We start from the raw sequence: 18,001 nt of genomic DNA, 5'->3' as shown, positions 1-18,001 counted from the left end.
CATGGTCGGCGCGGGCGATCCTCGACCCATGCGACCTTCCCACCTCGCTCTCGGCGTGCTCGTCGCCGCCGTCTGGGGCGTCAACTTCACGGTCATCGAGATCGGCCTCGACCACTTCCCGCCCCTCCTCTTCTCCGCCCTGCGCTTCCTGGCGGCGGCCCTGCCCGCCGTCTTCTTCGTGGGCCGCCCCAAGGTGGCCTGGAAGTGGATCGTGGCGGTGGGACTGGTCCTCGGCGTCGCCAAGTTCGGCCTGGTCTTCGTCGGCATGGACGCGGGCATGCCGGCCGGCCTGTCGTCGCTGGTGCTCCAGATCCAGGCGGTGTTCACGGCGGTGATCGCGGCGGTGGTACTGGGCGAACGCCCCAGCCGCGTCCGGGTGCTGGGCATGCTGGTGGCCTGCGCCGGCATCGTCGTGGCGGCCGTCGACGAGGGCACCTCCGGCCCGCTGGGCGCCTTCGCGATGGTGATCGGCGCGGCGGCCGCCTGGGGCGTCTCCAACGTCCTGACCCGCAAGGCCTCCCCGCCCGACGCCCTGAACTTCATGGTGTGGGTGTCCACCGTCCCCGTCCTGCCGCTCCTCGCCCTGTCCCTGCTGACGGAGGGCTCCTCCCGGGACCTCGCGGCCCTGCGCGGCCTGGACTGGCAGGGCGCGGGCACGCTGCTGTTCGTCGCCTGGATCTCGACGGTCTTCGGCTTCGGCGCCTGGGGCTGGCTGCTGCACCGCCACCCCGCCTCGACGGTCGCGCCGTTCTCCCTCCTGGTCCCCGTCTTCGGAATGACGTCGGCGGCCCTCTTCCTGGGCGAGCCGGTGACACCGCTGCGGTGGTGCGCGGGGGCCCTGCTGGTGGGCGGGGTGGCGCTGACCTCGGTGACCCGTCGCCCGCGCCACCGGGACCACCCGTTCGACGGCGGCGTGCCCGGCCGGAAGAATCCGGCCGGTGACATTCACGCTGACGGCACCGGTACTCGGCGGCACGTCGGTACGGCTGGAGCCGTTGGGCCCGCAGCACGCCGCTGATCTCGCCCGGGCGGCGGAGGAGGAGCGCGGCACCTACGGGTTCACCTGGGTGCTCCGGGCCGAGGAGGCCGACGCGTACCTCGACGCCCGGGCCCGCCACGGGACGGCTGGCGCCCTTCGCGCAGATCTCCCTCGCCACGGGACGGGCGGTCGGCGCCACGGCGTACTGGGAGCCGCGGTCGTGGCTGACGGAGGACCGGCTCGACGCCGTCGAGGTCGGATTCACGTGGCCGGCGCGCTCGGCCAGGGCACCGGCATCGACGCCGAGGCCGAACTGCTCCTGTTCCGGCACGCCTTCGAGGTCTGGGACGTCTCACGGGTCGACCTGAAGACGGACGCCCGCAACAGCCGCTCCCGCGCGGTCATCGAGTCGGTCGGCGCCCGCTTCGAGGGCGTCCTGCGCAACCGGTCCCGCTCCTGGGCGCCGGGCCCGCCTGGCGAGCCGGGTCGCGTCCCGCCCGCGCCGGGAATTCCACCGCGCATGATTTCTGCTTCACACGCAGACGCATTTAAATGACAGGCGGATTGAAACGACAGACGGATTGAAACGACAGGTGGACGGACGGGCGGACACCCTTACAGGCTACTTGTCTGGATAATCCTTCACTCGTTTGCCGCGCATCCGGATGAGGCGGTCGACGTTAGTGAGGGCATGACCAAGGTAACTGGGGGGATGTGTCTCCCTTGGGCTTCCGAGCGGAAGAACGTGGTGGGGGACCAGGGTGGAACACCCGTCGCACTCAGGGAAACCGAGCCGATTCTGCGGGATTTCCTGAATGTCATGGGCGAGCTCCAGGAAGACCTCGCCGGGCGGTGGGCCGCGATGCGGGAACGGCCCGTCTTCTCGCGGGCCGAGTGACCGGGCCGTGCACGACGAGGAATTGTATTACGGACCGGATTACTCCCCCTACGCGGCACCTCACCACGAGGCGGGCCACGGCCGTCACCGAGCCCCCGCCGACGACCTCTCGATGCCCCTCCCGGACATGTCCTGGGACCCGGCCGAAGAGCTGGCCTTCATGCTCCAGGACGCCCTGGAGGAGCAGCTCCCCGAGACTCCCTCTCCCCGGGACGAGCCCCCGGCCGCGGCCCCAGCGCCGGGCAGCAGCCCCTTGCAGAACCTCCAGGAGATCACGGCCGAGCTGCCCCCGCTGAGAGCCGCCGTCCGCAGCCACCGCAAGGTGCGCGAACGCCGCGGCCCGCGAGGACTCCAGGCGGTCAGCTACGTCATCGCCGCCGCCATCACCGTCATCGCCTCCGCGGTCAGCCTCTTCGGCGGCATGGTCGCCTACGACCCCCTGCGCGTCGTCGCCCTGACCCGCCTGCAGACGGGCGCGGTGTCGTGGTGGCCGCTGCTCGTCTACGGGCCCTGGCTCGCGGCGTCGCTGTCGGTCCTGCGGGCGGCCCTGCACCAGCGCCGTGCCGTTCACTCCTGGTGCGTCGTCCTGGCGTTCTCGCTCATCGCGATGCTCCTGTGCGTGGCCGCCCAGACGCCCAGGACCGTCGTGGACGTCGCCGCCGCCGCGCTGCCGAGCCTGGCCTCCCTGACCTGCTTCCAGCAGCTCGTCCGCCAGATCACCCTGACCCGCCCGCCCCGGCGCGCCGTCCCCCGGCACCGCCTGCGGTCCTCGCCCCCGGAGGGGTCCGACGCGGCGCGGGCGCCCGACCCGGCGCCGGACCGGGCCGCCGGTACCCAGGGCGCGCGGCGCGAGGGCACCCCGCCCGGCGACGGTCACCGGCCACAGGTGGCCCAGCCGCAGGAGCCCACGCCGAAGACGTACGTGATCAGCGACAACCGGCTGCTGCGGAACCAGGCGCAGCACCCGGCCGGTCCCTTCCCGCAGCCCCGGCGCGCCGGTCGTCAGGCCGACTCGTTGAGCAGCCGGTCCAGGTGACGGCGGCCTTCGTCCAGCAGGCCGGGCAGCGGGGCCGCCGCCTCGTACCACCGCTTCTCGTACTCCCAGCACAGCCAGCCGTCCCAGCCCTCGCGGGAGAGCACCTCCACGCACTCGGCCAGCGGCAGCACGCCCGCGCCGAGCGGCAGCGGAGTGGTGTCGTCGACGGAGGCGATGTCCTTGACCTGGACGTAGCCGAGGTGCGGGGACAGTGCCGCGTAGGTCTCCGTGGGCTGTTCGCCGCCCAGCCAGGTGTGCATGACGTCCCACAGGGCGCCGACCTGCCGGTGGCCGACCAGGCCGAGCACGCGCATCGCGTCGGCGCCGGTGCGGTGCGAGTCGTGGGTCTCCAGCAGGATGCGCACGCCCGCGTCGGTGGCGTACTCGGCGGCGGTGCCCAGGCGCCGGGCGGCCGTCGCGTCGGCCTCCTCGGGGCTCTGGCCGGTGCCGCCGCCGGGGAAGACCCGCACGTACGGGGCGCCCAGGTCGCGGGCCAGGTCGAGCAGGTCGCGGATCTCGGCGACCACGGTGTCGTCGTCCCCGGGAGCGGCGACCCGCGCGTACCCCGCGACGCAGAGCACGTCGACGCCGGCCGCCTTGAACGCGGCGGCGGCGTCGGCCCGTTCACCGGGGGAGAGGCCGGGGTTGACCGGCTCCTCGGGGTGGGCGCGCAGTTCGACGCCGTGGTATCCGTGGGCGGTCGCGAGCCGCAGCACGTCGGGCAGCGGCAGTCCGGGCAGACCGAGAGTGGAGAACGCCAGCTTCATGCCCGGGGACCCTACCCGCGATCGGCCCGTGGATTCCCTCTTCGGGGAGGTGTCGCGTCGGAGCCGCCCCGAGGCGCCCGAGCGGGCCGCCCCCCGGCCTCGCCGCCGTCCCGGGGGCGACTCCAACTCCCGGCCTCGTTGTCGTCCGGGAGGGCCGACCGGTGACTCCCGGCCCCGCTGCCGTCCAGGAGGGCCGCACGGCAACTCCCGGCCCGTCCGGCGTCTGAGGACGAGGCCGGCCAGGCCGAAGCGGGGGCCCGGGGGCGGCAGCCCCCGGACGCGCCCGCCCGCACACCGGTCACCGCTAGGGAAACGGCACCCTCACTTCCGAGGTACCCCGGAGGACCCCCGCACCATCAACTCCCCCCGCACCGTCGCGATCCCCCCGGGCGGCGCCTCCTCCCGCCCCATCGCGATCCGCCCCGCCCGCGCCCCCGCCTCCGCCAGCGGCAGCCGGACCGTCGTCAGCGCGGGCACCGCGTCGATGCTGAACGGCAGGTCGTCGAAGCCGGCCACCGACACGTCCGCCGGGATCCGCAGCCCGGAGTCCCGCAGCGCCGCGCACGCCCCCAGCGCGACGGTGTCGTTGGCGGCCACGACCGCGGTCAGGGACGGGTCCCTGCGCAGGAGTTCGAGCGTGGCCTCGTAGCCGGACTGCCGGTCGTAGCGCCCGTGGACCGTCCAGCGGGCGTCCTCCTCGATGCCGTGCGCGGCGAGCGCGGCCCGGTGCCCCTCCAGCCGGTGCCGCGTCGTGGTCCGCTCCTCGGGGCCCGCGATGTAGCCGAGCCGCCGGTGCCCGAGCCCGATCAGGTGCTCGGTCAGCTCCCGGCCGCCCCCGCGGTTGTCGAAGGTCAGCGCGATCGCCCCGGTCCCCGGCGCCGGCGGACGCCCGCACAGCACCACCCGCGTCCCGGCCTCCGACAGCTTGCGCAGCTTCGTCGCCACCGCCGTCTGGTGCGCCGCGTCCTCCATCGCCCCGCCGGTCAGCACGACGGCCGCCGCGCGCTGCCGCTGCAGCAGCGTGAGGTAGGTCAGCTCGCGCTCCGGGGCGCCGCCGGTGTTGCAGACCACGGCGAGTCTCTCGCCGCCGGCTCTGCCTCCCGGCCCCCCGATCTCGGACTGGATCGCACCGGCCATCACGCCGAAGAAGGGGTCGGCGATGTCGTTGACCAGGATGCCCACCAGGTCGGACGTCGCGGCGGCCAGCGCGCTCGCGGGGCCGTTGAGCACGTAGTCCAGCTCGTCGACCGCCTTGAGCACCCGCTCCCGGGTGGAGGCTGCCACGGGATAGTTCCCGTTCAGCACGCGCGACACCGTCGCGGGGGAGACCTGGGCGCGGGCCGCCACGTCCGCCAGTGTCACCGTCATGTCCTCGTCCTCCGGTCGCGCTCTCGTCGTACGCCCTCGTACACGGGCCCGGGTCCGGCCCGGTTCCGTGCAGACCTTACGGCCACCGCCCGCCGTTGTTCGCCCGCTCGAACAACTCGCTCGGGCCACGGTCTTGTCCAGACCACCGTCCACAGGTTAGCTTCCTAATGAATAGAAAGCGCTTGCTGTGTCGCCTGTCCCGAACTTCGGCGTATGCGGCGCGCGGACCGCGTACGAAGGGAATGACGTGACACGCAAGACGGTGCGTATCGCCATGAACGGTGTGACCGGGCGCATGGGCTACCGGCAGCACCTCGTCCGCTCCATCCTGGCCATCCGCGAGCAGGGCGGCCTCGACCTCGGCGGCGGCACCGTGCTGTGGCCGGAGCCGATCCTGGTCGGCCGCCGCGAGCACGCGCTCAGGGAACTGGCAGAGCGGCACGGGCTGGAGCACGTCTCGACGGACGTGGACGCGGTCCTCGCCGACGAGAGCGTCGAGATCTACTTCGACGCCCAGGTGACCTCGGCCCGCGAGGAGGCGCTCAAGAAGGCGATCGCCGCGGGCAAGCACATCTACACCGAGAAGCCGACCGCCACCGGCCTGGACGGCGCCCTGGAGCTCGCCCGCCTGGCGAACGACGCCGGCATCAAGCACGGCGTCGTCCAGGACAAGCTGTTCCTCCCCGGCCTGCTCAAGCTCAAGCGCCTCATCGACGGCGGCTTCTTCGGCCGGATCCTGTCCGTGCGCGGCGAGTTCGGCTACTGGGTCTTCGAGGGCGACTGGCAGTCCGCCCAGCGCCCCTCGTGGAACTACCGCGCCGAGGACGGCGGCGGCATCGTCGTCGACATGTTCCCGCACTGGGAGTACGTGCTCCACGAGCTGTTCGGCCGCGTCAGGTCCGTCCAGGCCCTGACCGCCACCCACGTCCCGCAGCGCTGGGACGAGAACGACAAGCCCTACGACGCCACCGCCGACGACGCCGCGTACGGCGTCTTCGAGCTCGACGGCGGCGCGATCGCGCAGATCAACTCGTCCTGGGCGGTCCGCGTCAACCGCGACGAGCTGGTGGAGTTCCAGGTCGACGGCACCGAGGGCTCCGCGGTCGCGGGCCTGCGCAACTGCCGCGTCCAGCACCGCTCCGCCACCCCGAAGCCGGTCTGGAACCCGGACATCCCCGCCACCGAGGTCTTCCGCGACCAGTGGCAGGAGGTCCCGGACAACGGCGAGTTCGACAACGGCTTCAAGGCCCAGTGGGAGCTGTTCCTGCGCCACGTCTACGCCGATGCCCCCTACCACTGGGATCTGCTGGCCGGCGCCCGCGGCGTCCAGCTCGCCGAACTGGGCCTGAAGTCCTCGGCGGAGGGCCGCCGTCTCGACGTACCGGAGATCGCGCTGTGACCCTGCACCTGCCCGACGCGAACGGCACCCTGCGTGCCTACGAGCCGCGCACCGAACCCCTGGCCGTCTCCGGAGGAAGCGCTTTCACCTCCCGTACGGTCTTCTCCGCGGCGCACGTCGTCGCCGACCCGTACGCGGACACCACGCCGGACGGTCCCGCCGCCGTCGACTGGGACGCCACCCTCGCCTTCCGCCGCCACCTGTGGTCCCACGGGCTCGGCGTCGCCGAGGCGATGGACACCGCCCAGCGCGGCATGGGCCTGGACTGGGCCGGAGCGGCGGAGCTGATCCGCCGGTCCGCCGCCGAGGCGAAGGCGTGCGGCGGCCGCGTCGCCTGCGGCGTGGGCACCGACCAGCTCACCGCCGGCACCCTCGCCGAGGTCCGTGCCGCCTACGAGGAACAGCTCGCGGTGGTGGAGGAGTCGGGCGCGCAGGCCATCCTGATGGCCTCCCGCGCCCTCGCCGCCGCGGCCCGCGGTCCCGAGGACTACCTGGAGGTCTACGGCCACCTGCTGCGCCAGTCCGCCGAACCGGTGATCCTGCACTGGCTGGGCCCGATGTTCGACCCGGCGCTGGAGGGCTACTGGGGCTCGTCCGACCTCGACACCGCCACGGACGTGTTCCTGGAGGTCATCGCCGCCCACCCCGACAAGGTCGACGGCATCAAGGTCTCCCTCCTGGACGCCCAGCGCGAGGTCGACCTGCGCCGCCGGCTGCCGCAGGGCGTGCGCTGCTACACGGGGGACGACTTCAACTACCCCGAGCTGATCGCCGGCGACGACCAGGGCTTCAGCCACGCCCTGCTCGGCATCTTCGACCCGCTGGGCCCGCTGGCCGCCGAGGCGGTCCGCGTCCTGGACACCGGGAACACGGAGGGCTTCCGCGCCCTGCTCGACCCCACGGTCCCCCTCTCCCGCCACCTCTTCCAGGCGCCCACCCGCTTCTACAAGACGGGCGTGGTGTTCCTGGCCTGGCTCGCGGGGCACCAGAGCCACTTCACGATGGTCGGCGGCCTCCAGTCGGCCCGCTCCCTGCCGCACTTCGCCCGTGCCTATGAACTCGCCGACGGACTCGGCCTGTTCCCGGACCCGAAGCTGGCGGAGGAGCGCATGAGGTCCCTGCTGAGCCTGTACGGAGTGAACCGATGACCGATCCCGCGCCCGGCCTGTCCCGCTTCAGCATCAACCAGATGACGGTCAAGCAGCTGTCCCTGCCCGAGCTGACCGCGGCCTGCCGCGACCTGGGCATCGGCAACGTCGGCCTGTGGCGCGAGCCGGTCCAGGCGTACGGTGTCGAGGCGGCGGCAAAACTGGTCCGCGACGCGGGCCTGGCCGTCACCACCCTGTGCCGGGGCGGCTTCCTCACGGCGACCGACCCGGACGAGCGCGCCCGGGCCCTGGCCGACAACCGCCGCGCGGTCGACGAGGCGGCCACCCTCGGCACCGACACGCTGGTCCTGGTCTCGGGCGGCCTCCCGGCCGGCTCGAAGGACCTGCGCGGCGCCCGCGAACGCATCGCGGACGCTCTGTCCGAACTGGGGCCGTACGCGGAGCGGCACGGCGTCCGCCTGGCCATCGAGCCGCTGCACCCGATGTTCGCCTCGGACCGCTGCGTGGTCTCCACCCTCACCCAGGCCCTGGATCTCGCCGAACGCTTCCCCGCCCACCAGGTCGGCGTCACGGTCGACACGTACCACATCTGGTGGGACGACCAGGCGCCCGCCCAGATCGCGCGGGCCGGCGCGGGTGGCCGCATCCACACCTTCCAGCTCGCCGACTGGACGACCCCCCTCCCTCAGGGCGTCCTCAACGGCCGCGGCCAGATCGGCGACGGCGCGATCGACATGCGCGAGTGGAAGACCTGCGTGGAGGCGGCCGGCTACACGGGCGCCATCGAGGTCGAACTCTTCAACGACGCCCTGTGGGCCAGGGACGGCCGCGAGGTCCTGGCGGAGACGGCGGCCCGGTTCGCCGAACACGCGGCGTAGAGAATGCCGTTCGGATCGTCCGGGCGCCGGCCGGACGATCCGAAGGCCCCACGAGATGATCAGGCCATGACCGAAGTCGTACTGATGTCTGATCCGAAAGTCGCGGCCGTTCCTGTGCAGGAGTGCGGCGAACGGCTCGTGAACGTCCGCAGCGACGGCCGCCTGTTGGTCGACGAACGGAAGCGGCAGGACTCCGCCGATGCCTTCACCCACCTGCGGGAAAGCGTGTTCCGCCGACTCGTCGAGGCTCAGGACCGATTGCCCGACGGAATGCGGCTGCTGTTCGTCGAGGGCTACCGCCCGCCCGCCCTCCAACGGCACTACTTCGACTCGTACGGAGATCAGCTGCGTGCCGATCACCCGGACTGGTCCGCGCAGACGATCCGTTCGGCGGCCAGCCGTTACGTGTCCCCGCCGGAGATCGCCCCACACAGTGCGGGGGCGGCCGTCGACCTGACGCTCGCGGACGCCGACGGCGGTGAACTCGACATGGGTACCCGCATGAACGCGACACCGGAGGAGAGCGCGGGTGCGTGCTACACGAACGCCGACAACATCAGCGAGGAGGCTCGGGCCCTCCGCACCGTCCTGGCCACGGCGCTGAGCACCGTCGGCCTGGTCAACTACCCCACGGAGTGGTGGCACTGGTCCTACGGTGACCGCTACTGGGCGTTGCTGTCCGGAGCCCCGGCAGCCCTCTACGGCACGACGGAACTCGCCTGACCGGGCTGTCTCGCCGACGGCGCGTCGAGGCACTCCCACATCGCATCGGATGCAGAGATCGGCGCTGGGGTTGTCCTGGGCAGCAGACGCGCTGCCGGAGGCGGTCGCAAGGGCGCTGCTGAGGGCGGTCGGAAAATTTTGCCGTGCCCGTGCAACCCTTCGCGCCCTCCGCCGGTCGTACTAGGCATCAGGACGCCTGCGGGGGGAGATCCGGGGGGATCGCGGGGGGACTGAGGGGGAGGGAACCCGAGAGGGCCCGGTCAGTGACCGGGCCCTCTCGAAGCATGTACGGCCGGGATCAGAAGAAGACCCCGCAGCGCAGCAGCACGTTCGCGTACGGGCGGGCCTCGCCGGTGCGGACCACCAGGCGGGCGCCCGCCGAGAGGTCCTTCAGGTGTGCGTGCGGGACCAGGTGAAGGGCGGGGCAGCGGGCGTCCAGCAGGGCCGCGGCCTCCGGGTTCGCGTCCCGCACCTCCTCCGCCGCCGTCGCGCCCTCGATCACCAGCTCGGCCAGCAGGCCGTCCAGGACCTCGGCGAAGGACGGCACCCCGGCACGGAAGGCCAGGTCGACGACGCGCGGGCCGTCGGGGATGGGCATGCCCGCGTCGCAGACCAGGACGCCGTCGCCGTGGCCGAGTCCGGCGAGGGCACCTGCGAGGTGGCGGTTGAGTATCCCGGACTTCTTCACGGCGTTCCCCTCTTCACGGCTTCCCCGCTCACAGCGCCTCGACCTCCGCCGCCGTCGGGTACGACACCTGCGCCCCCGCCTTCGTGACCGCCGCCGCGCCCACCCGAGCCGCGTACGCCGCCGCCTCGGCGAGCGACGCGCCCGTGCCGAGCCGCCAGGCCAGCGCCGCCGTGAACGCGTCACCGGCGCCCGTGGTGTCCACGGCCTCCACCGTGACGGACGGGACCCGGGAGACACCCCCGGCCGCCGAGGCCACCAGCGCGCCCTCGGCCCCCAGGGTCACGACCACCGAACGCGGTCCCTTGGCCAGCAGGAGGCCGGCCCAGTCCTCGGGGCGTTCGCTCACACACGCGTCGCCGAGGATCACCTTCGCCTCGTGCTCGTTGACGATCAGCGGGTCGCAGGCGGCCAGCACCTCCTGCGGGAGCGGACGCGGCGGCGACGGGTTCAGCACGAAGCGGCTGCCCGGCGCCAGACTCCGGACCACCTCCACCACCGTCTCCAGCGGGATCTCCAGCTGCACCGACACGGCCCGGGAGGCGTGGAAGAGGCTGGCGGCGGCGCGGACGTCCCCCGGGGTCAGGCGGCCGTTCGCGCCCGGCGAGACCACGATGCTGTTGTCCCCGGACGGGTCGACGGTGATCAGCGCGACGCCCGTCGGGGCGCCGCCCACCAGCACGCCGACCGTGTCGACGCCGGCCGCCCGCTGCGAGTCGAGCAGCAGCCGGCCGTAGGAGTCGTCACCGACCCTGGCCAGCAGGGCCGTACGGGCGCCGAGCCGGGCGGCGGCCACCGCCTGGTTCGCGCCCTTGCCGCCCGGGTGGACGGCCAGGTCGGAGCCGAGCACCGTCTCGCCGGCACCCGGCCGCCGCTCGACGCCGATCACCAGGTCGGCGTTGGCCGACCCCACGACCAGCAGGTCGTAGTCGTACATGAATCGCTCCCCGATCCGAGTGAGAGGGGCGGGCGGTCCAGGTGACCGCCCGCCCGTGCGCCCGTGTCAGCCCTCGAAGCCGGCCACGTTCTCCTTGGTGACCACCTTCACCGGCACCTTCACCGTCTTCTCCACCTTCTTGCCCTCGGCCGCCCGCAGCGCGTTGCGTACCGCGATCCTGCCCAGTTCCTTCGGCTGCTGCGCGACGGAGGCGTACAGCGTGCCCGCCTCGACCGCCTTCAGCCCGTCCGGCGTGCCGTCGAAGCCGACGACCTGGACCGAGGTGCCGGCCTTGGAGCCGAGCGCCTTGACCGCGCCGAGCGCCATCTCGTCGTTCTCCGCGAAGACACCGTTGATGCCGGGGTGCGCCTGGAGCAGGTTCGTCATCACGTCCAGGCCCTTGGTGCGGTCGAAGTCCGCGGGCTGCTTGGCGACGACCTTGATGCCCGGGTAGGCCTTGAGACCGGCCGCGAAGCCCGCCCCGCGCTCCCGGCTGGCGGAGGTGCCGGCCTGGCCCTGGAGGATGACGATCGTGCCCTTGCCGCCGACCTTCTCGGCGAGCGCCCTGGCGCCGAGCTGACCGCCCTCGACGTTGTCGGAGGCGACCAGCGCCGCCGTGTCCGCCTTGTTGACGCCGCGGTCCACGGCGACGACGGGGATGCCGGCCTTGTTCGCGCCGCGCACCGCGGGACCGGCGGCGTCGGAGTCCACCGGGTTGACGATGACCGAGGAGAGCGAGCCGCTGGTGAAGTTCTGGAGCTGGTTGGCCTGCTGCGAGGCGTCGTTCTGCGCGTCGGTGACCGTCAGGTCCACGCCCAGCTTCTTCGCCTCCTCCTGCGCGCCCGCCCGGATCTGCACGAAGAACGGGTTGTTGAGCGTCGACAGCGACAGGCCGATCTTCTGCGACCTGCCCGCCGAGGAGTCGTTGTGCAGCAGCGAGGTCGCACCGACGACCGCCACGGCGACGACCGCCGCGATCACGTACGTGAGGGCCTGCTTGCCCCGGCCCCCGTCACCGGACGCCCCGGCCGCCCCCGTGGTCGCCCCCGCCTTGCGGCGCAGCGTGTCCAGCAGCACCGCCAGCGCGATGACGACACCGATGACGACCTGCTGCCAGAACGCGGAGACGGACAGCAGGTTGAGGCCGTTGCGCAGCACCGCGAGGATCAGCGCGCCGATCAGCGTGCCCGACGCCTTGCCGGTGCCGCCCGCGAGCGACGCGCCGCCGATGACGACGGCGGCGATGGCGTCCAGCTCGTAGCCCTGCGCGGCCTGCGGCTGCGCGGAGGCCAGCCGGGAGGCGAGCACGATGCCCGCCGCGGCGGCGAACAGGCCGGAGAAGGCGTAGATGGCGAGCTTCTGCCGCTTCACGCGCAGGCCGGACAGCCGCGCGGCCTCCTCGTTGCCGCCGATGGCGTACATGGACCGGCCGATGTAGGTCCGGCCGAGGACGAACGCCGTGATCAGACCCATCACGATCATCACGAGCACCGGCACGGGCAGCCAGCCGCCGAGCGTGTCACCCAGGTGGGAGACCGAGTCGGGGAAGGCGATCGGCGAGCCCTGCGAGATGACCAGCGACAGGCCGCGGCCCACCGACAGCATGGCCAGCGTCGCGATGAACGGCGGCAGCTTCCCGTACGAGATGAGGAAACCGTTCACCAGACCGCAGGCGATGCCCGTCGCGATGGACAGCACCACCGCGAGCACGACCGGCATCCCGGCCTCGGTGGCGCTCCACGCCAGCACGGTGGCCGACAGCGCGGCGACCGAGCCGACCGACAGGTCGATGCCCGCCGAGACGATGACGAAGGTGACGCCGAAGGCGAGGATCGCGGTCACGGCGGCCTGGACGCCGACGTTGAGGAGGTTGTCGGCGGTCAGGAAGTCGCCGGACAGCGCCGACATGGCGACGACGAGGACGATCAGCGCGGTCAGCGCGCCGTTGTCGAGCAGCAGGCGGCGCAGGCCGCCCGTGGCGCCCTGCGCGCCCGGCTTGCTCTTGAGCGTGTCAGTGGCCACGGGAGGCCTCCGTTCCGTTGGTGTGCGTGCTGACGGCGAGGGCCATCACGGCGTCCTGGGTGGCCTGTTCGGCGGGCAGTTCGCCCGCGACCCGGCCCTGTGCCATGACCACGACCCGGTCGCTCATGCCGAGCACCTCCGGCAGATCGCTGGAGATCATGAGCACGGCGGCACCGGCGGCCGTCAGTTCGTTGATGAGCTGGTAGATCTCGACCTTGGCGCCGACGTCGATGCCGCGGGTCGGCTCGTCGAGGATCAGCACCTTGGTGTTCGCCAGCAGCCACTTGCCGATGACGACCTTCTGCTGGTTGCCGCCGGACAGGGTCCGCACGTGCTGCCCGAGCCCGGCCATCCGCACCCCGAGCTGCCCGGCGATCCGCTCCGCCGCCGCATGCCGGCCCTTGAGGTCGACGAGCCCCCCGCGGGAGGTTGACTTCAGCGTCACCAGCCCGAGGTTCTCCTCGACGGAGGCGTCGAGGACGAGCCCCTGCCCCTTGCGGTCCTCGGGAACGAGCCCGATCCCGGCCGCCATCGCGGCGTTCACGTCGTGCCGCCGCAGGGGCGCGCCCGCGACGTGCACGGTCCCCGCGTCGTAGGGGTCGGCGCCGAACACGGCGCGCACGACCTCGGTCCGCCCGGCCCCGACGAGGCCCGCGATGCCGACGACCTCGCCGGCCCGCACCTCGAAGCCGACGTCGTGGAAGACGCCGTCCCGGGTCAGTCCCTCGACCTTGAGCAACGCCTCACCGGCGTCGCCGCGTTCGCGCGGGTACTGCTGTTCGATCGACCGCCCGACCATGAGCCGCACGAGTTCGTCCTCGGGCGTGGAGGCGGGCACCTGCCCGACGCTGCGCCCGTCCCGGATGACGGTGACCCGGTCGCCGAGGGCGGCGATCTCCTCCAGGTGGTGGGTGATGAAGACGATGCCGACACCGTCCTCGCGCAGCCGCCGCACGATGGCGAACAGCTTCTCCACCTCCTCGGAGGTGAGCACGGCGGTCGGCTCGTCCATGATGAGCACGCGCGCGTTCAGGCTGAGCGCCTTGGCGATCTCGACCATCTGGAGCCGTGCGATGCCGAGTTCACGCACTCGCGCGCGGGGGGAGACGGTGACCCCCACCCGCTGGAGCAGCACCTCGGCGTCGGCGTCCATCTTCTTCCGGTCGATCATCCCGAGCCGGCGCGGCTGGCGCCCCAGGAAGATGTTCTCGGCGACCGTCAGATCGGGGACGAGGTTGAACTCCTGGTAGATGGTGGCGATCCCGAGCCGCTCGGAGTCCTGCGCACCGTTGATGCGCACCTCCTCGCCGTCGGCCAGGATCCGCCCTGCGTCGGGCGTGTAGGCGCCGGAGAGCATCTTGATCAGCGTGCTCTTGCCCGCGCCGTTCTCGCCGAGGAGCACATGCACCTCGCCCCGGCGCAGGTCGAAGTCGACGCTGTCGAGCGCGACGACACCGGGGAAGGTCTTGCGGATGCCCTCGATGCGCAGCAACTCGTCGGGATCGCGGCTGCTCACGGCGTACTCCTTTGTACGGGGGACGGGGACGGGTGGTGCGGGGAGGCGGGCTCGCCGCACGAGCGGCGGACGACGAGCCGCGCCGGCAGGGTGACGGACTCGCCGGTCCCTCCTTCGATGCGGTCGACCAGCGCGCGCACGGCGGCCCGCCCGAGGTCGCCCGTGGGCTGGGCGATCGCGGTGATCGGCGGGTCGGTGTGCACGAACCAGCGGATGTCGTCGAACGCGGCGAGCGCGATGTCGTCGGGGACGCGCATCCCCCGCGCGCGTACGGCGTCCAGGGCGCCGAGCGCCATCAGGTTGTCGGCGGCGAAGACGACCTCGGGCGGTTCGGGCAGGTCGAGGAAGCCCTCGGTGACCCGGCGTCCGCTGTCGGCCTGGAAGTCGCCCTGGCCGATGCAGTCGTCGGGCAGGGGAAGCCCGTACGCGCCGAGCGCCTCGCGGAATGCGTCCACGCGCTCGCGGCCGGTCGTGGTCGCGGCGGGCCCGGCGATGATGGCGAGCCGCCGGTGCCCGAGCCCGTGCAGGTGCGCGACCAGGTCCCGTACCGCCGCCCGACCGTCCGACCGGACGACGGGCACGTCCACGCCGGGGATCCAGCGGTCGACGAACACCATGGGCGTCCCGGCGCGGGCGGCCTCCAGCATGCGGGGGGAGCCGCCGTCGGTGGGGGAGACGAGGAGCCCGTCGATCCGGCGGTCCAGCAGCGTCGTGACGTGGTGGTCCTGGAGGTCGGGCCGCTCGTCGGCGTTGCCGATGATGACGCTGTAGCCGAGCGCGCGGGCCTCCTCCTCGACGGAGCGGGCCAGTTCGGTGAAGTACGGGTTCAGCACGTCGCTGATGACCAGGCCGAGGGTGCGGGTCTGGGCGGTGCGCAGGGACCGGGCGACGGCGTTCGGGCGGTAGCCCAGCGCCTCGACGGCGGCCAGCACGCGGGTGCGGGCGTCCGGGCTGACGGACGGGTGGCCGTTGAGGACGCGCGAGACCGTCGCGACGGACACGCCCGCCTCGGCGGCGACGTCCTTGATGCTCGCCATCGCCGTTCCACCTCCTCGTGGAATCGATTACACGGAGGATTGGAATCGATTACACGGGCGGATGGCAAGGGGCTGGGGGGTGGCTGAAATCCAATCGTGACCGAGAGTCGAGGTTTTGGCCCGGACATGCGGCGGCCCGGCCCGGGATCGGAGGATCCCGGGCCGGGCCGGACACCGTCGCCGTGGGGTGGTCAGCCCACCGCGGCCGCGAACATGCCGGCTTCGTAGGAGCCGCCCGGCTGGTGCGTGATCACGGCGAGCCGGTTGGCCGCGTTGATCAGGGCGACCAGGGACACCAGGGCGGCGATCTGCTCGTCGTCGTAGTGCTTGCGCACCAGGGCCCAGGTCTCGTCGGACACGCCCTGGTGGGCGTCGGCGAGCCGGGTGCCCTCCTCGGCGAGTGCCAGCGCGGCCTGCTCGGCCTCGGTGAACACGGTCGACTCGCGCCAGGCGGCGACCAGGGCGAGCCTGACCGCCGTCTCACCGGCGGCCGCGGCCTCCTTGGTGTGCATGTCGATGCAGTGGCCGCAGCCGTTGATCTGGCTGGCGCGCAGCGACACCAGCTCCTGCGTGGAGTTCGGCAGCGACGACTGGTGGATCAGCATGGCGGCACCGGCGAACCGCTTGGCGAACCGGGCGCCGAGCTCGTTCTCGAAGAGGTTGAATCGGATGTCCATGGCCTCGTCCTCACTGTGGTTCGTACGGAACGAACACAAGATGCCGACGCCCCGGACCGTGTGACAGGACCGCACTGTGACGTATGCCACTGCGAGCGAGTGTCACAGGACGGCGGTGACCGGCGTCCTGTGCGCATGGGACGGTCGAAGGCGAACGAGCGGGAGTTGCTGGTCATGAGCGAGGACAGCGGCCGGGAGGAACAGGGCGGCGACGCGGGGACCGAGCGGCTCGACGGCCGGCGCGCGGACGTCGCCACGGACGCCTTCGTCACCCACCGCAACCTGCTCTTCACCGTCGCCTACGAGATGCTCGGCTCGGCCGCCGACGCCGAGGACGTGCTCCAGGAGACCTGGCTGCGGTGGGCGGGGGTCGATCTCGCCGAGGTGCGCGACCCGCGCGCGTACCTGGTACGGATCACCACGCGGCAGGCGCTGACCCGGCTGCGTACGCTCGGCCGCCGCAAGGAGTCCTACGTCGGCTCCTGGCTGCCCGAGCCGCTGCTCACCACGCCCGACGTGGCCGAGGACGTCGAACTCGCCGACAGCGTCTCGATGGCGATGATGCTGGTCCTGGAGACGCTCACGCCGACCGAGCGGGCGGTGTTCGTGCTCCGCGAGGTCTTCGACCTGGACTACGACGAGATCGCCGAGGCCGTCGACAAGAGCCCGGCCGCCGTCCGCCAGACCGCGCACCGGGCACGCGCGCACGTCGCGGCACGCCGGCCGCGCGGGGTCGTCTCGCCGACGGAGACCCGGGACGCGCTCGACGCGTTCCAGCGGGCGGTCCGCACGGGCGACCTCCAGGGGCTGCTCGACATCCTCGCGCCGGACGTCGTCCTGCTGGGCGACGGCGGCGGCATCAAGCAGGCCGTCCTGCGGCCGATCACGGGGGCCGACAAGGTGGCCCGGCTCATGATCGGCGGGCTGATGAAGCAGGGCGACGCGGTGTCCATGGGTCCGGCCCAGGTCAACGGCTATCCGGCCCTGATCCTCCGGCTCGACGGCGAGCTGGACACCGTGCTGGCGGTGCGCTTCGACGAGGGCCGCATCACCGGGCTCTACGCCGTGCGCAACCCCGAGAAGCTGAGCGGCATGCAGCGGGAGACCGTCCTGCACCGCTGAGGAGCCGGTGCGGGGAAAACCGGGGACGCCGGCGCGCTCAGCCGCCGCTGCCCCCGGTGCCGCCCCGCCGCCCCTGCGGCGTCCGCCCCTCCGGCGCCCGCGCCGCCAGCGCCTCCAGCATCAGATCCACCGCCTCCTCGAAGGAGCTCTCCGCCATCGCGGACAGCCCGTCGCGCGCCGCGGTCAGCGCCGGGTACGACCGGGGGTCGAGGCCGGCGTAGACGTCCCGCCAGGCCGTTCGGTCGGCCTCGCGCTGCTGCCCGGGGAGCGCCTGGAAGGCCGCCTCCGTGGCCGCGTGACTGAGCACGGTGTCGATGAACGCCAGATAGAGCCGCGCCGCCGGGGCAGGCGCGAAGCCCGCGGACAGCAGCAGGCCGATCCCCGTGTCGACGGCCCGGATCTCGTTGCGGCGGCGGGTCACCCGGTACGACGCCATGGCCGCCGCGCGCGGGTGGGCGAGATACCCGGCGCGGACCCGCAGGGCCATCTCCCGCAGCGAGGCCACCCAGTCGTCCCCGGGCACGAACCCGGCCATGGCGTCGCCGATGATCCGGTCGGCGATGGCGAGCACCAGGTCGTCGGTGTCGTGGAAGTAGCGGTACAGGGCGCTCGGATCGCAGCCCAGGGCGGTGCCGAGCCGGCGCACGCTGAGCGCGTCGGGACCGTGCCCGCCGATCAGCCGCAGGGCGGTCTCGACGATCAGGTCCTCCGACAGCAGCACCCCGGAGCGAGTGGGCCGCCGGCGGCGGCGCTCCTGCGGGACACGGGACGTCATCGCGGGCTCCCTTCCTCGCCGGCCCGCCACCCTCCGGCCGGCTCTTCCGCAGTGAACGACCGCCCCGGCCTTA

At 72.8% G+C, this 18,001-nt stretch carries 17 protein-coding genes; 8 read left to right on the top strand and 9 right to left on the bottom strand.

Going from position 1 to position 18,001, the window contains the following annotated elements; all coding sequences use genetic code 11:
* The first annotated feature begins 28 nt into the window (after nt 1–28).
* The 3 genes from ACIRG6_RS03815 to ACIRG6_RS03805 all read left to right on the top strand — a co-directional run bounded on the left by ACIRG6_RS03815 (nt 29) and on the right by ACIRG6_RS03805 (nt 2,913).
* Nucleotides 29–1,018, top strand: coding sequence for an EamA family transporter (locus ACIRG6_RS03815; protein WP_403320532.1), 990 nt, complete (start codon nt 29–31; stop codon nt 1,016–1,018).
* Nucleotides 939–1,535, top strand: coding sequence for a GNAT family N-acetyltransferase (locus tag ACIRG6_RS03810; RefSeq protein WP_403320530.1), 597 nt, complete (start codon nt 939–941; stop codon nt 1,533–1,535). The genes ACIRG6_RS03815 and ACIRG6_RS03810 overlap by 80 nt, the downstream gene beginning before the upstream one ends.
* Before the next feature lie 454 nt (nt 1,536–1,989).
* Nucleotides 1,990–2,913, top strand: coding sequence for a DUF2637 domain-containing protein (locus tag ACIRG6_RS03805; RefSeq protein WP_403320528.1), 924 nt, complete (start codon nt 1,990–1,992; stop codon nt 2,911–2,913).
* On the opposite strand, the gene ACIRG6_RS03800 is transcribed toward ACIRG6_RS03805, so the two are convergent.
* On the bottom strand, nt 2,880–3,680 hold the full coding sequence (locus ACIRG6_RS03800; RefSeq protein WP_318219463.1) for a sugar phosphate isomerase/epimerase family protein: 801 nt from the start codon (nt 3,678–3,680) through the stop codon (nt 2,880–2,882). The two genes, ACIRG6_RS03805 and ACIRG6_RS03800, sit on opposite strands and share 34 nt — an antisense overlap.
* 321 nt (nt 3,681–4,001) lie before the next feature.
* Nucleotides 4,002–5,048: a LacI family DNA-binding transcriptional regulator gene (locus tag ACIRG6_RS03795; protein ID WP_225635090.1), complete on the bottom strand. Its 1,047-nt coding sequence runs from the start codon at nt 5,046–5,048 to the stop codon at nt 4,002–4,004.
* Nucleotides 5,049–5,295: 247 nt separating this feature from the next.
* Here ACIRG6_RS03795 and ACIRG6_RS03790 point away from each other — a divergent pair, with 247 nt between their 5' ends.
* The 4 genes from ACIRG6_RS03790 (at nt 5,296) to ACIRG6_RS03775 (ending at nt 9,157) form a co-directional block, all read left to right on the top strand.
* Entirely contained in the window at nt 5,296–6,447 is a 1,152-nt protein-coding gene (locus ACIRG6_RS03790; protein WP_403320527.1) for a Gfo/Idh/MocA family protein, read from the top strand.
* Nucleotides 6,444–7,595 (top strand): dihydrodipicolinate synthase family protein, encoded by a 1,152-nt coding sequence (locus ACIRG6_RS03785; RefSeq protein ID WP_350717961.1) that lies wholly within the window; start codon nt 6,444–6,446, stop codon nt 7,593–7,595. Before ACIRG6_RS03790 ends, ACIRG6_RS03785 begins: the two co-directional genes overlap by 4 nt.
* Complete coding sequence (locus ACIRG6_RS03780) at nt 7,592–8,434, top strand: sugar phosphate isomerase/epimerase family protein (RefSeq protein WP_318219407.1); 843 nt, start codon at nt 7,592–7,594, stop codon at nt 8,432–8,434. The genes ACIRG6_RS03785 and ACIRG6_RS03780 overlap by 4 nt, the downstream gene beginning before the upstream one ends.
* A gap of 66 nt (nt 8,435–8,500) precedes the next feature.
* A complete protein-coding gene (locus ACIRG6_RS03775) occupies nt 8,501–9,157 on the top strand; it encodes a M15 family metallopeptidase (protein WP_403320525.1) in 657 nt (218 codons plus the stop codon).
* 298 nt (nt 9,158–9,455) lie between these two features.
* Here ACIRG6_RS03775 and rbsD read toward each other — a convergent pair whose 3' ends face one another.
* The 6 genes from rbsD to ACIRG6_RS03745 all read right to left on the bottom strand — a co-directional run bounded on the left by rbsD (nt 9,456) and on the right by ACIRG6_RS03745 (nt 16,031).
* Entirely contained in the window at nt 9,456–9,845 is a 390-nt protein-coding gene (gene rbsD / locus ACIRG6_RS03770) for a D-ribose pyranase (RefSeq protein ID WP_364674594.1), read from the bottom strand.
* 28 nt (nt 9,846–9,873) lie between these two features.
* Entirely contained in the window at nt 9,874–10,779 is a 906-nt protein-coding gene (locus ACIRG6_RS03765; RefSeq protein WP_392124196.1) for a ribokinase, read from the bottom strand.
* Nucleotides 10,780–10,845: 66 nt separating this feature from the next.
* On the bottom strand, nt 10,846–12,801 hold the full coding sequence (locus ACIRG6_RS03760) for an ABC transporter permease/substrate-binding protein (RefSeq protein ID WP_403320523.1): 1,956 nt from the start codon (nt 12,799–12,801) through the stop codon (nt 10,846–10,848).
* Nucleotides 12,791–14,317 carry a sugar ABC transporter ATP-binding protein gene (locus tag ACIRG6_RS03755; protein ID WP_364674589.1) on the bottom strand — a complete coding sequence of 509 codons (1,527 nt, stop codon included), beginning with the start codon at nt 14,315–14,317 and terminating at the stop codon, nt 12,791–12,793. Before ACIRG6_RS03755 ends, ACIRG6_RS03760 begins: the two co-directional genes overlap by 11 nt.
* Complete coding sequence (locus ACIRG6_RS03750; protein ID WP_403320520.1) at nt 14,314–15,354, bottom strand: LacI family DNA-binding transcriptional regulator; 1,041 nt, start codon at nt 15,352–15,354, stop codon at nt 14,314–14,316. The genes ACIRG6_RS03755 and ACIRG6_RS03750 overlap by 4 nt, the downstream gene beginning before the upstream one ends.
* 191 nt (nt 15,355–15,545) lie before the next feature.
* A complete protein-coding gene (locus tag ACIRG6_RS03745) occupies nt 15,546–16,031 on the bottom strand; it encodes a carboxymuconolactone decarboxylase family protein (protein ID WP_364674583.1) in 486 nt (161 codons plus the stop codon).
* Between the two features lie 135 nt (nt 16,032–16,166).
* Here ACIRG6_RS03745 and ACIRG6_RS03740 point away from each other — a divergent pair, with 135 nt between their 5' ends.
* A complete protein-coding gene (locus ACIRG6_RS03740) occupies nt 16,167–17,153 on the top strand; it encodes an RNA polymerase sigma-70 factor (RefSeq protein WP_403320517.1) in 987 nt (328 codons plus the stop codon).
* Nucleotides 17,154–17,190: 37 nt separating this feature from the next.
* On the opposite strand, the gene ACIRG6_RS03735 is transcribed toward ACIRG6_RS03740, so the two are convergent.
* On the bottom strand, nt 17,191–17,928 hold the full coding sequence (locus ACIRG6_RS03735; protein ID WP_364674580.1) for a TetR/AcrR family transcriptional regulator: 738 nt from the start codon (nt 17,926–17,928) through the stop codon (nt 17,191–17,193).
* Between the last annotated feature and the right edge of the window lie 73 nt (nt 17,929–18,001).

The sequence above is a fragment of the Streptomyces flaveolus genome (assembly GCF_044765825.1).
In the GTDB taxonomy this organism is placed as follows: domain Bacteria; phylum Actinomycetota; class Actinomycetes; order Streptomycetales; family Streptomycetaceae; genus Streptomyces; species Streptomyces flaveolus.
The sequence above is the reverse complement of the archived record's forward strand: the minus strand, read 5'-3'. Positions and strand labels throughout refer to the sequence as shown.